At 68.7% G+C, this 13568-nt stretch carries 10 protein-coding genes; 7 read left to right on the forward strand and 3 right to left on the reverse strand.

The annotated features are described in order from the left end of the window. Positions 1-217: 217 nt before the first annotated feature. Positions 218-493, reverse strand: a complete 276-nt coding sequence (locus THIARS_RS08835) for an oxidative damage protection protein (protein WP_094160370.1) — start codon at positions 491-493, stop codon at positions 218-220. An 81-nt stretch (positions 494-574) separates the two neighbouring features. Beyond that, the gene (argA, locus tag THIARS_RS08840; RefSeq protein ID WP_094160372.1) at positions 575-1900 is read right to left on the reverse strand and encodes an amino-acid N-acetyltransferase; all 1326 of its coding nucleotides are present in this window, start codon (positions 1898-1900) and stop codon (positions 575-577) included. Between the two features lie 40 nt (positions 1901-1940). On the opposite strand from argA, the gene hrpA reads away from it, so the two are divergent. The 5 genes from hrpA to THIARS_RS08865 all read left to right on the forward strand — a co-directional run bounded on the left by hrpA (position 1941) and on the right by THIARS_RS08865 (position 9686). Continuing rightward, positions 1941-5951 carry an ATP-dependent RNA helicase HrpA gene (gene hrpA, locus THIARS_RS08845; RefSeq protein WP_094160374.1) on the forward strand — a complete coding sequence of 1337 codons (4011 nt, stop codon included), beginning with the start codon at positions 1941-1943 and terminating at the stop codon, positions 5949-5951. 193 nt (positions 5952-6144) lie between these two features. Continuing rightward, positions 6145-6366, forward strand: coding sequence for a DUF3311 domain-containing protein (locus THIARS_RS08850; RefSeq protein ID WP_094160376.1), 222 nt, complete (start codon positions 6145-6147; stop codon positions 6364-6366). A gap of 5 nt (positions 6367-6371) precedes the next feature. Further along, the gene (mctP, locus tag THIARS_RS08855; protein WP_094160378.1) at positions 6372-7913 is read left to right on the forward strand and encodes a monocarboxylate uptake permease MctP; all 1542 of its coding nucleotides are present in this window, start codon (positions 6372-6374) and stop codon (positions 7911-7913) included. Between the two features lie 113 nt (positions 7914-8026). Continuing rightward, the gene (locus THIARS_RS08860; RefSeq protein WP_094160380.1) at positions 8027-8425 is read left to right on the forward strand and encodes an MAPEG family protein; all 399 of its coding nucleotides are present in this window, start codon (positions 8027-8029) and stop codon (positions 8423-8425) included. After that, positions 8418-9686, forward strand: a complete 1269-nt coding sequence (locus tag THIARS_RS08865) for a CaiB/BaiF CoA transferase family protein (protein WP_094160382.1) — start codon at positions 8418-8420, stop codon at positions 9684-9686. The genes THIARS_RS08860 and THIARS_RS08865 overlap by 8 nt, the downstream gene beginning before the upstream one ends. A gap of 30 nt (positions 9687-9716) precedes the next feature. Here the strand turns inward: THIARS_RS08865 and THIARS_RS08870 are convergent, their stop codons facing one another. After that, entirely contained in the window at positions 9717-11132 is a 1416-nt protein-coding gene (locus tag THIARS_RS08870) for an FAD-binding oxidoreductase (protein WP_094160722.1), read from the reverse strand. Positions 11133-11223: 91 nt separating this feature from the next. On the opposite strand from THIARS_RS08870, the gene THIARS_RS08875 reads away from it, so the two are divergent. Further along, complete coding sequence (locus THIARS_RS08875; protein ID WP_094160723.1) at positions 11224-11814, forward strand: cob(I)yrinic acid a,c-diamide adenosyltransferase; 591 nt, start codon at positions 11224-11226, stop codon at positions 11812-11814. A 267-nt stretch (positions 11815-12081) separates the two neighbouring features. Next, complete coding sequence (locus THIARS_RS08880; RefSeq protein ID WP_094160384.1) at positions 12082-13422, forward strand: efflux RND transporter periplasmic adaptor subunit; 1341 nt, start codon at positions 12082-12084, stop codon at positions 13420-13422. The last annotated feature ends 146 nt before the right edge of the window (positions 13423-13568 follow it).

A 13568-nucleotide genomic window follows, 5' to 3' on the forward strand; every position in this document is an offset into this window, starting at 1 on the left:
GCAGATCCTGGCACGCATACTGCATCTCAGTAGCAGTATTCCGTATCTCCGATGCTAGATGCGTCGATGTGCCAGCCCCATCCTGTTTTGCCGTGATGGCAATTCACCGTTTTTTGTGGTAATGCGCCAAGCGATTTGCCGTGAAAAATACTATACAGGGTATAGATGTATTGAACCGGCGCCTGGCCGTATTGGGTTGGCCGAGCTAGGGGGCAAGTCACTCAGCCGTCGGTGGCACATAGCCTGCCGGTTGGTCGGCGCCTTCGCCGAAGAAGAAACGCTCCATCTGCCGTGCCAGGTATTGGCGGGCGCGGGCATCGGCGAGGTTCAGGCGGTTCTCGTTCACCAGCATGGTCTGGTGCTTGAGCCATTGCTGCCAGGCCTCCTTGGAGACGTTTTCATAGATGCGCTTACCCAGTTCGCCGGGGTAGGGCGCAAAGTCCAGGCCTTGGGCCTCGCGGCCGAGCTTCACGCAATTCACCATACGGGTCATGTCGGTTCCTGTGGATCAGTGGTTGGAGAGGAAGGTTGCATCTTGCTCAGGGTTCGGCGCGTGACGCCGGCGCAGCGCGCGTCAGTTGAGGTACTTGACCAGCACGCGCGAGCGCCGTTGGTCGTCGTAGCGCAGCCGGCGCGCCTCGGGCAGCCAGTCACGCTCGACCGGGACGAAGCCGCGCTTGATGAACCAGTGCATGGTGCGCGTGGTGAGGACGAAAATGCTTTGCAGTCCGGCCGCGCGGGCTTGCTGCTCGATGCGTTTGAGGATGCGCTCGCCATCGCCCTGGCCTTGCGCGGAAGGGGCCACGGTGAGCGCGGCCATTTCGCCGGTCTTGTCATTCGGATAAGGGTAGAGCGCCGCGCAGCCGAAAATCACGCCGTCGTGCTCCAGGACCGTGTAGTTGGCGATGTCGCGCTCGATTTCGGTGCGGCTGCGCTTGACCAGCACGCCTTCGGTCTCCAGCGGCTCGATGAGCCGCAGGATGCCGCCCACGTCGTCGGCGGTGGCGACGCGCAGGTGCTCGAGGTTCTCGTCGGCGATCATGGTGCCCACGCCGTCGTGGGTGAACAGCTCCAGCAGCAGCGAGCCGTCGAGGGCGAAGGGAATGATGTGGGCGCGTCCGACGCCGCCGCGGCATGCCTTGACGGCGTGGCGCAGATAAAACGCGGTGTCGGTGGGCTGTTGGGGGTCCGGCAGCCGGGCGAGCAGCGCTTCGGCCTGGGCCACGGTCAGTTCGGGCAGCAGGTGCTGGTCCTCCCCGATGACGCCTTCCACCTCGGTGACGAGCACCAGCTTGTGCGCCTTGACGGCAACGGCCACGCTGCTGGCGACGTCTTCCATGCTCAGGTTGAAGGCCTCGCCCGTGGGCGAGAAGCCGAAGGGCGACATCAGCACCACGGCGCCGTATTCCAGCGCGCGTTGAATGGTCTGCGCGTCGATTTTGCGCACCAGGCCCGTGTGCTGAAAGTCCAAACCGTCGATCACGCCCACCGGCCTGGCCGTGATGAAATTGCCGGACACGACGCGCACGGCCGCCCCGGCCATGGGGGTATTCGGCAGGCCTTGCGAAAACGTGGCTTCGATCTCGAAGCGCAATTGCCCGGCGGCCTCCTGCGCGGCGTCCAGCGCGACCGAGTCCGTCACGCGCATGCCGTGCGAATAGCGCGAGCCCACGCCTTTTTCGCGCAACTGGGCTTCGATCTGCGGGCGAAAACCGTGGATGAGCACGATGCGCACGCCCATCGCGGCGAGCAGCGCCACGTCTTGCACCAGGGTGTTGAGGCGCCCGGCGGCGATGAGTTCGCCGGCGATGGCCACGACGAAGGTCTTGCCGCGGTGGGCATGGATATAGGGCGCAACGGAGCGTAGCCATTGCACGAACTGGGACTGGTCGTCGAGCATCTGGCGAATTATCCGAGAATTGCCGCTTTGCCAATCACCCATGCCGCCACCGATCCATCCGATTCCCGCCGTCCACTTCCCGCCAGAGTTGCCGGTGAGCGGGCGGCGCGAGGACATCGCCCAGGCGGTGGCGGCGAATCAGGTGGTCATCGTCTGCGGCGAAACCGGCTCGGGCAAGACCACCCAGCTGCCCAAGATCGCCCTCGCCCTGGGGCGCGGGCTCGGCGCCGGCGGCAAGGGCCTGATCGGTCATACCCAGCCCCGGCGCCTGGCCGCGGTCACGGTGGCGCGGCGCATCGCGCAGGAGCTGGGCACGCCGCTGGGCGAGCACGTGGGCTACAAGGTGCGCTTCGCCGACCGCTTCCAAGCCGGGGCCTCGGTCAAGCTGATGACGGACGGCATCCTGCTGGCCGAGACCCAGGGCGACCCGCTGCTGTCGGCCTACGACACGCTGATCATCGACGAGGCGCACGAACGCAGCCTGAACATCGATTTCCTGCTCGGCTACCTCCGCAACATCCTGCCGCGCCGGCCGGACCTGAAGGTCATCATCACCTCGGCCACCATCGACGCCGAGCGCTTCGCCCGGCATTTCGCCACAGCAAGGAGGCCGGCGCCGGTGATCGAAGTCTCGGGCCGGTTGTATCCGGTGGAGATGCGCTGGCGGCCGGTGGGTGTGGAGTCGCAGCGCAAGCCGGCGGCCGACGCCACGGCCCGCGCCGAACTGCCGGGGCGGGTCCAGGCCGAGCGCGAGGAGCGCGACATGCACGCCGCCATGTGCGACGCGGTGGACGAACTCTGGCGCGAAGGCGGCGGCGACATCCTGGTGTTCCTGCCCGGCGAGCGCGAAATCCGCGAGGCGGCCGAAGCCCTGCGCAAGCATCACCTCGAGCATGCGCGGCACGGCATCGACATCCTGCCGCTGTACGCGCGGCTGTCGCAGGCCGAGCAGGACCGCGTGTTCCAGTCCGGCGGCGGGCGGCGCGTCGTGCTGGCGACCAATGTCGCGGAAACCTCGCTCACCGTCCCGGGCGTGCGCTACGTCATCGACACCGGCCTGGCGCGGGTGAAGCGCTACAGCTATCGGCAGAAGGTCGAGCAGTTGCAGGTCGAGCCCATCAGCCAGGCGGCGGCCAACCAGCGCGCCGGACGCTGCGGGCGGGTGGCGGGCGGCATCTGCATCCGGCTCTACGACGAGGCCGACTTCGCGGCGCGGCCGCGCTTTACCGATCCCGAGATCCTGCGCTCCTCGCTGGCGGCGGTCATCCTGCGCATGCAGTCGCTGGGGCTGGACGCGATCGAGCAATTCCCCTTCATCGACCCGCCCTCGCGCCGCGCGGTGGCCGACGGCTACCAACTGCTGGCCGAGCTGGGCGCGGTGGACGATCAGAACCGGCTCACCGCAGTCGGCCGCGAGCTGGCCCGCCTGCCGCTCGACCCTCGCCTGGGGCGCATGATTCTCGAAGCACGCAAGCAACTCGCCCTGGGCGAGGTGCTCGTCATCGCTTCCGCGCTGGCCGTGCAGGACCCGCGCGAACGTCCGCCAGACCGGCAGGAAGCGGCCGACACCGCGCACCGGCGGTTTTTCGACGGCCATTCCGAACTCGCCGGCTGGCTCAAACTGTGGGCGCACCACCAGGAACTGGTCACGCACAAGAAATCCAACCGCAAGCTGCAGGACCAGTTGCGCGCCGAGTTCCTCTCGCCGCTGCGCATGCGCGAATGGCAGGACGTGCACAGCCAACTGCTCACCGTCGTGGCCGAGCAGGGCTGGATGGCGTCGGGCCACCCGGCGCGCCAGCACAAGGTGGCGGCTCCTCCTGGCGGCCAGGAGCCCGCAGCGCGGCCCGTGGTGAGCGCCGCGGCTCCCGCCACCGACGAACAATTGCACCTCAGCCTGCTCGCCGGCCTGCTCGGCAACGTCGGCTGCAAGGCCGACGACGGGCCGCATTACCTGGGCGCGCGCGGCATCAAGTTCCTCATCCATCCGTCGTCGCCCATCGGGCGCAAGGCCGGACGCTGGATCATGGCCGCCGAACTGGTGGAAACCACGCGGCTGTATGCGCGCGGCGTGGCGCGCATCGAGCCGCAGTGGATCGAGCGCGTCGGCGGGCATTTGCTGCACAAGACTCTGCTCGAGCCGCACTGGGAGAAAAAACCGGCCCAGGTCAGCGCCTTCGAGCGCGCCACGCTGTACGGCCTGGTGGTCTACAACCAGCGGCGCGTGGACTACGGTCGCGTCAACCCGGCCGAGGCGCGCGAGCTGTTCATCCGTCACGCCCTGGTCGAGGGCGAGTGGGACTGCCGCTGGCCCTTTCTCAAGCACAACCTCAAGCTCATCGCCGAGATCGAGGCGCTGGAGGACCGCGCCCGCCGTCGCGACGTGCTGGTGGATGCGGCGCTGATCGAGGCCTTCTACGAGCGCTTCGTGCCGCCCGAGGTGCATAGCGGCGCCACGTTCGATGCCTGGTATCGCCACGCCGTGCGCGAACAGCCGCGCCTGTTGTTCCTGGAGCGCGAGGCGCTGATGCGCCACGAGGCCGCCGGCGTGACCACCGAGGCCTTTCCCACGCGCCTGAACATCGGCAGCCTGGAGCTTGCGCTGGCTTACAGCTTCGATCCCGGCGGCGCGCGCGACGGCGTGACCGCCACCGTGCCGCTGGCCGCGCTGAACCAGATTCCCGAGCAGCGCCTGCAATGGTTGGTGCCCGGCATGCTGGGCGACAAGGTGGCGGCACTGCTCAAGAGCCTGCCGCAAAAGCTGCGCGCCCGGCTCGTGCCGCTGCCCGAAACGGCGCGCCAGTTCGCGGCCGACCTCACCCAGCCCGAGCACTACGCCCAGGGCGACCTGCTCGACGCGCTGCGCGCCCGCGTGCGCGAACGCACCGGCCTGATTCCGCGCCCGGAAGACTTCAAGCTCGACACGCTGGGCACGCACGTGCTGTTCAATCTGCGCGTGGTCGACGACCAGGGCCGCCAGCTCGCAATGGGGCGCAATCTCGCGCGGCTGCGGGCCGAGCTGGCCGACGCGGCGCGCGCCGCGTTCCAGAGCGCGGTGCGCGCGCAGGCCGGCTCGGGCGTCTTGCAGACAGCCCTGGCCGACATGCCGGCTGCGGCGGTGCGCCGGGGTGAGCCCGCACCAGCGGTGGAGCAGGCAGGCGCCGCGCTGTCTGGGGACGGCGCCGCGCCTGCCGAGCCGCGCTATACCGACTGGACCTTCGGCGCCTTGCCCGAACTGCTCGAAATCCGCCGCGCAGACCAAACCCTGGTCGGCTTCCCGGCGCTGATCGATCGCGGCAGCCATGTCGTGCTCGACGTGTTCGACACCCCCGAGCAGGCCGCGCGCATGCACCGCGAGGGCCTGCGCCGGCTGTTCGCGCTGCAGCTGCGCGAGCCGCTGAAACAGGCGGAGAAGAATCTTCCGGGGTTTCAGCAGGCCGCCATGCAGTACATGCCGCTGGGTTCGGCCGAGGACTTGCGCCGGCAAATCCTGGACGCCGCGCTCGATCTAGCCTTTCTCGCGGAGCCGCTGCCGACCGACGCGCAGGCCTTCATCGCGCGCCGCGACGCCGGCAGGCCGCGCCTGCAGCTGCTGGCGCAGGAGATGGGGCGGCTCGCGGCCGCCATCGTCGCCGAATGGAGTGCGGCCCACAAGAAGCTGGCGGGTTTCAAGGCGCAGACGGCGCTGGCCGCCGACATCACCGCCCAATTGCAGGCCCTGGTGACCAAGCGCTTCATGCTGGACACGCCCGCCGACAAGCGGGGCCACCTGCCGCGCTATCTGAAGGCGGTGCAACTGCGGCTGGACAAGTTCCGCGCCGACCCGGCCCGCGATGCGCAGCGCCAGGCCGAAATGGCGCCCCTGCTGGCACGCCTGCGGCGCGAACTGCAACAGGCGCAGCAGAGCGGCGCTGTCGCGGACCCCAGGCTCGTCGAACTGCGTTGGATGCTGGAGGAACTGCGCGTGGCCTTGTTCGCGCAGGAATTGCGCACCCCGGCGCCGGTGTCGGTCAAGCGCGTCGAGAAGGCATGGAGCCAGATGCAGGCGTGAACGCCGCGCAACACGGATTCCAGGGTAAACCCTCGATCGGTGACGATTGGTTACCGAAGTCGCATCTGCTCACAACGTTTTTGTCGGCCGCATCGCTAACCTTCGACAAAGACAAACCACGCCCGGCCCGACCGGGGTTGTGGCACAGCACCCAGCGCAATCGCCTGGGCGCCAACCTTGCGGAGACTTCAACGTGAAACCCAACCTCAACCCACGCAAGCTCGGGTTGCTGCAGGTCGTTCTGCTCGCGATCCCCTGCATTGCGGTGCTTGTCGTGCCCTACTACAACACGCTGGAACCCAGCCTGTTCGGCATCCCCTTCTTCTACTGGTGGCAGCTCGTCTGGGTGCCGCTTTCCGGTGTATTCATCGCCATCGTCTACAAGATGGTCGTTCCCCCTGGCAGCGGAGACTGAAAGCCATGAATATCGTTGCCACCGTTGTTTTCGTCGCCCTGTTCGCGTTCATCACCGTGCTGGGCTTCGTGTCGGCCCATTGGAGAAAGGGCGACATGACCCATCTGCACGAGTGGGGCCTCGGCGGCCGCCGCTTCGGCACCTGGATCACCTGGTTCCTGATTGGCGGGGACCTGTACACCGCCTACACCTTCGTCGCGGTGCCCGCGCTGGTGTTCGGCGCCGGCGCCCTGGGTTTCTTCGCGCTGCCTTACACCGTGGTCGTGTATCCGCTGGTGTTCGCCATCCTGCCGCGGCTGTGGGTCGTGGCGCGCAAGCACAACTACATCACCGCATCGGACTTCGTCGCCGGGCGCTACAACAGCCCCGCGCTGGCGCTGGCCATCGCCGTCACCGGCATCGTCGCCACGATGCCGTACATCGCGCTGCAGTTGGTCGGTCTCCAGGTGGTCATCGGCGGCCTGGGCTTCCCCACGACGCATGGCCTGATGGGTGATCTGCCGCTGATCATCGCCTTCATCATCTTGGCGGCTTTCACCTACACCAGCGGCCTGCGCGCGCCAGCGTCGATCGCCGTGGTGAAGGACCTGCTGGTCTACATCACGGTGATCGCGCTCATCATCGTCGTGCCGCTCAAGATGGGCGGTTTCGCCAACATCTTCGCCGCCATTCCGAAGGGACACCTGCTGCTGCCGCCCATCAAGGACGGCAACACCGGCATGCAGTCGTTCTACGGCACGCTGGCGTTCGGCTCGGCGCTGGCGCTGATGCTCTACCCGCACGCCACGACGGCGGTGCTGGCGGCCAAGGGACCCAATACCCTGCGCCGCAACTGGGTGTTCCTGCCGGCCTATTCCTTCATGCTGGGCCTGATCGCGCTGCTGGGTTATATGGCCTACGCCTCGGGCATCGCCAAGCTGCCTGATCTGGCACCGTACTTCAAGGCCTACGGCCCGCAGTTCGCCATGCCCGGCCTGCTGCTGCACTACTTCCCGAGCTGGTTCGTCGGCGTGGGCTTCGCGGCGGTGGCGATTGGCGCGCTGGTCCCCGCGGCCATCATGTCGATCGCGGCGGCCAACCTGTTCACCCGCAACATCTACAAGGCCTACATCAACCCGAAGTGCTCCACGGCGCAGGAAACCAGCGTGGCCAAGCTGGTCTCGCTGCTGGTGAAGTTCGGCGCCCTGCTGTTCATCATCTTCCTGCCGTTGACTTACGCCATCCAGTTGCAACTGCTGGGCGGCATCCTGATCCTGCAGACTTTCCCGGCCATCGTGTCCGGCATCTACACCCGCTGGTTCGACGCCAAGGCCTTGCTGCTGGGATGGGCGGTCGGGCTGGCGTGGGGCGTCTGGGCGGCTTCGCTGTCCGGGTTCCAGAAGTCGGGCTATGCGCTGCATCTCGGCGGCATGACCATCCTGTCGTATATCGGCCTGTACGCGCTGATCATCAACTTCGCCGTTGCCGTGGCGGCCACGCTCCTGATTCGGGTTATCGGCATGGCCGACGACCGGGATGCCACCGTCGCGGCGGACTACGCGGGCTGATCGCCTTCGCTTGAAACCGCATGAAAACACCGAGGGCCGGCTTTGCCGGCCCTCGGTGTTTGTGGCGCGAGCCTCGCGCATAATCGGCGCCATCCCCATCTTCCATTCCCATCATGCTGCTGACCGCCGCCTTGCTGCTCATCGCCTCGCAATTGCCCATCGTGGCTGCCGGCATCGCCAAATCGGGTTCGCGCGGCTCGGCCGACAACCGCTACGACAACCACGAGCCGCGCGCCTGGCTCGAACGCCAGACCGACCCGCGCCGCCGTCGCGCCAACGCCGCGCAGGCCAATGCCTTCGAGGCTCTGCCGCTGTTCTTCGCCGCCACGCTGTTCGCGCTCTACGCGCGGGCCGATCCGGCTCTGATCAACGCGCTGATGATGGTCTGGCTCGCGCTGCGCGGCTTCTACCTGTGGTGCTACCTGAACGACCGCGCAACCCTGCGCTCCTCGGCCTGGGCCCTGGCCCTGCTGGTCAACATTGCCCTGCTGTTCTCGCCCTTCTATGGTTGATGCCGCAACATCCACGCCAGCGGCGCAGGGTCCGCTCAAGGGGCTGCGCGTGCTGGAACTCGGCAGTCTCATTGCCGGGCCCTTCGCCGCGCGCCTGCTGGCCGAGTTCGGCGCCGACGTGGTCAAGGTCGAGCCGCCCGCGCGCGATGGCGACCCCGGCGGCGACCCGCTGCGCACCTGGCGCAAGCTCCATCCCGAGCCGGGCGGCACCTCGCTGTGGTGGGCCGCGCAGGCGCGCAACAAGCGCTGCATCACGGTCAACCTCAAGCATCCGAAGGGGAGGGACATCGTGTTGCGCCTGGCCGCCCAGGCCGACGTGGTGGTGGAGAACATGCGCCCCGGCGTGCTGGAAAAGCTGGGGCTGGGCTGGGACGATCTGCGCGCCGTCAACCCCAGCCTGGTGATGGTGCGCATCTCGGGCTTCGGCCAGACCGGCCCGCTGCGCGGCCAGCCCGGGTTCGGCGCGATTGCCGAGGCCATGGGCGGCATGCGCTACCTCATCGGCGATCCCGATCGCCCGCCGATGCGCGCCAATCTGTCCATCGGCGACTCACTGGCCGCGCTGCACGCCACCATGGGCGCGCTCATGGCGCTGCGCCACCGCGACGCCACCGGCGGCCGCTGGGACGGCAAGCAGGGCGGCGAAGGCCAGGTGGTGGACGTGGCCCTGACCGAAGCCGTGTTCAACCTGCTGGAGAGCACGCTGATGGAATACGACCGCTACGGCATCGTGCGCGAGCGCACCGGCACGCGCCTGCCGGGCATCGTCCCGTCCAACACCTACCGCAGCGCGGATGGCGAGTTCGTGCTCGTCTCCGGCAACGGCGACGCCATCTTCAAGCGCCTCATGCGCGCCATCGGCCGCGACGACATGGCCGAGAATCCGCAGCTCGCCGACAATCCCGGCCGCATGCGGCAGGCCGACGCCATCGACGCCGCCATCCAGGACTGGGTGGCGCAGCGCAGCGCCGACACGGTGCTGCAGATCATGCGCCAGGCCGAGGTTCCGGCCGGCCGCATCTACAGCATCGCCGACATCGTCGCCGACGCCCAGTTCCAGGCCCGCGGCATGCTCGAGCAGCATGCCCTGGCCGACGGCACGCCGATCAAGCTGCCTGCCGTCGTACCCCGCTTTTCGGCCACCCCCGGCGGCACGCGCTGGCTGGGGCCGGAACTGGGCGCGCATAACCGGGAGGTGTTGCACGAACTGGGGCTGGACGCCGAGCAGATCGCCATGCTCGGCAAGGACGGGGTCATTTAACCGGGCGCATGGCCCTGGTCGTCCACGCGCTTATTCCGACGGCGCGAAGATCTTGCCCGGGTTGAGGATGCCGCGCGGGTCCAGGGCCTGTTTGATGGCGCGCATGACGTCCAGCGCGTCGTCGCCGGCTTCCTCGCGCAGGAAGCCCTGCTTGTGCAGGCCGATGCCGTGCTCGCCGGTGCAGGTGCCGCCCAGGGCGAGGGCGCGGCGCACGAGCTTGTCGTTCAGGCTTTCGGCCAGTTCGCGCTCCTCGGGTTTCGCGGGGTCGATCAGGTAGCCGACGTGGAAGTTGCCGTCGCCGACATGGCCGACGATGAAGTAGGGCAGGCCGGCGGCGTCGGCCTCGGCCACGGTGTCGTTGATGCTCTCGGCCAGGCGCGAGATGGGCACGCAGGTGTCGGTTGTGACGCTGCGGCAGCCCGGCTTGGTCTGCAGCGCCGACAGATAGGCGTGATGGCGCGCCTTCCACAGCCGGGTGCGCTCCTCGGGCGTGTCGGCCCAGGAAAAGCGCGATCCGCCATGCTCGGCAGCAATGGTCTGCACGCTCTCGGCCTGCTCGCGCACGCTGGCCGGCGAGCCGTGGAACTCCATCAGCAGCAGCGGTTGCACGGGCAGGTCGAGGTGGTCGTGGGCGTTGACCGCGCGCACGGCGTTCGCGTCCATCAGTTCGCAGCGCGCGATCGGGATGCCGGCCTGGATGATCTGGATGGTGCAGTCCACGCTGCTGGCCACGTCGGGGAAGGAGCACACCGCGGCGGCCACCGCCTCCGGCTGCGGATAGAGCCTCACGGTGATCTCGGTGACGATGCCCAGCGTCCCCTCGCTGCCGACGAACAGGCGCGTGAGGTCGTAGCCGGCGCTGCTCTTGCGCGCGTGCGTGCCGGTGCGGATGACGCGGCCGTCGGCCAGCACCACGGTGAGCGCCAGCACGTTCTCGCGCATGGTGCCGTAGCGCACGGCGTTGGTGCCGCTGGCGCGGGTGGCGGTCATGCCGCCGAGCGTGGCGTCGGCTCCGGGGTCGATGGAGAAGAACAGGCCGGTGTGGCGCAGCTCGTCGTTGAGCTGCAGGCGGGTGACGCCGGCCTGCACCGTGGCGGTGAGATCTTCGGCGGCAACGCGCAGCACGCGGTTCATGCGCGTGAGGTCCAGGCTGATGCCGCCGTGTATGGCCAGCAACTGGCCTTCCAGCGACGACCCCGCGCCGTAGGCGATGACTGGGACATCGTGCGCGGCGCAGAGCTTGACGGCGTCGGCCACGTCTTGCGTGCTGGAGCAGAACACCACGCCGGCGGGTGGCGGCGCGTCGAAGGGCGACTCGTCGCGCCCGTGCTGCTGGCGTACCGCCAGCGCGGTGCTGAAGGCGGCGCCGAAGCGCGTGGCAAGTGCTTCCAGACAGGCGGGCGGGGTCGGGCGGGACAGGGCTTGGGCAATCGTGGGGGCGTTCATGGCGGTCTCCTCGGCGCGTCGTGTGCGCGGCTTGGGCAAGAATACGCGCTTGCCGCGCCTGTCGCAGCCTTGCCAACTGGGAGCCATCATCATGGGACACCGACTCACTGCCATCGCCACCCGCACCGGCGATGCCGGCACCACCGGCCTGGGGGACGGCTCGCGCCGCTCCAAGGCCGACGCCCGCATCCACGCCCTGGGCGAGGTGGACGAACTCAACTCCCACATCGGCCTGCTGCTCACCGAGGCGATGCCGGAGCCCTTGCGCGAGGTGCTGCTGCAGGTGCAGCACGATCTGTTCGACCTCGGCGGCGAACTCGCCGTGCCGGGCATGAGCCTGCTGCAGGAGGCGCAGGTGCAGCGCCTGGACGCCGCGCTGAAGCAGTACAACGCCGTGCTGCCGCCGCTCAAGGAATTCATTCTTCCCGGCGGCACGCGGGCGGCCAGCCTGGCGCATGTCTGCCGCACCGTGGCGCGGCGCGCCGAGCGCGCCGTGGTCGCCCTGCTGCCGGATGCCGCGCCGGGGCAGGGCGAGGGCATGGCGCTCGCCTTCCCGCTGCAGTATCTCAACCGGCTGTCGGACCTGTTCTTCGTGCTGGCGCGCACCCTCAACCGCGCCGGCAGCGAAGCCAGCACCGAGGTGTATTGGAAACACGAGCGCAAGGCCAAACCGAAGGCCTGAATCCGTGGTCGGGAACTGGCTGGTGTGCCGCTGAAGAACGCGGGCCAGCAACATTTCGACATGTCCAACACATGCCGGCGTTACATCCCGCAGGCAAGATTCGCGCAGGCGCCACGACCCGGCTTCGTCGCGGCGATGTCCACGAAAATCCCCAGAACGCGACACGCCCCGCCGCGAATTGCACAATGCGGCAGCTTCGTCAACGCAAGTTCTGGTTGCCTGGCTGATGCCTCGGCTTTGCTCCGCACCGTGTCCTGACTCCTCTCCATGACCGCACCCACTCCCGCTTCGGATTCCGTTGCCATCACGCAGCCCGCTTCGCGACGCGGCCGGTGGCTGTTGGCCATCGTCGCCCTGCTCGTCGCCGGCGGCCTGTGGTGGCGCCTGGGCGACGTGGGCCATGCACAGAAAGGCCCGGGCGGCATGGGGCGCGGCGAGCAGGGCCCGCAGCCCGTGACGGCGGCCGTGGCCAAGGCCCTGCCGCTGCCGGTCTGGTTCACGGCGCTGGGCACGGTCACGCCGCGCAGCCTGGTGAACGTGATGCCGCGCGTGGCCGGACTCCTGCAGAGCGTGGACTACAAGCAGGGCCGCATGGTCAAGGCCGGGCAACTGCTGGCGCAGATCGACCCGCGCCCGTTCCAGATCGCGGTGGCCCAGGCGCAGGCCCAGGTGGAGCAGACCCAGGCCCAGCTGGCCGGGGCGCAGCGCGATCTCGTGCGCTACGAGACCCTGCTCGGGCAGGACTCGATCGCCGCGCAGCAGGTGTCCGACCAGCGCGCCACGGTGGCCCAGCTCAAGGCCACGCTGGATGCGAACAAGGCCGCGCTGAACAACGCCAAACTGCAGCTGAGCTGGACCCGCATCACCGCCCCGGTGGCCGGCCTGGCCGGCCTGCGCCCGGTGGACGCCGGCAATATGGTGACCACCTCGGGCGCGGTGGGCGCCGTCACTGTCGCAAACAGCGGCGGCGGAACCAGCGCCGGCAGTGGCGGCGGCAATGCCACGCCGATCGCCGTCATCGCCCAGGTGCAGCCGGTGGACGTGACTTTCGCCCTGCCGCAGCAGCAGATCGGCGAGGTGGTGGGGCAGTTGCTGCATGGCAAGCAACTCGAAGTGCAGGCCTGGGACGCGCGCAATACCAAGCTGCTGGCCACCGGCAAGCTGGTGGCGGCCGACAACCAGATCAACACTTCCACGGGCACGCTGAACCTACGCGCCGAGTTCGACAACAAGGACCTGGCGCTGTTCCCCAACCAGTTCGTCAACGTGCGCCTGCTGGTGCGCACCCTTCCCGACGCGGTCGTGGTGCCGAGCACGGCGGTGGCGGTGGGCGCGCCGGGCACCTACGTGTACGTCATCGGCGCCGGGGACAAGGTGGCGCTGCGCAAGGTGGTCACCGGTGCGGCGTATGAAAACCTGACGCAGATCGTCTCCGGCGTGCGTCCTGGCGAGCGTGTGGTGACCGACGGCCTCGACCGCCTGCGCGACGGCAGCAAGGTGCGCGTGGTGCAGGCGCGGCAGGCCATGCCGGGGCCGGTGGCCTCCGGCGCCCATGCCGGCCGGCCTGACGGCAAGGCGAAGCCAGCCGCTGCCGGCGGGGCGCATTGAACATGCGCGAGGCCACGCCACCGGATCATCCGGCTTCACCCGCCCACGGCGAGGGCGCGGTACCACCGCCCGACGGGGACGACGGTGCCGAGGCCGGCGCGGACCGGCCCAGCCCCTCGCGTCTGTTCATCCTGCGGCCCATCGCC

The organism is Thiomonas delicata, assembly GCF_900088825.1.
GTDB lineage: Bacteria > Pseudomonadota > Gammaproteobacteria > Burkholderiales > Burkholderiaceae_C > Thiomonas_A > Thiomonas_A delicata.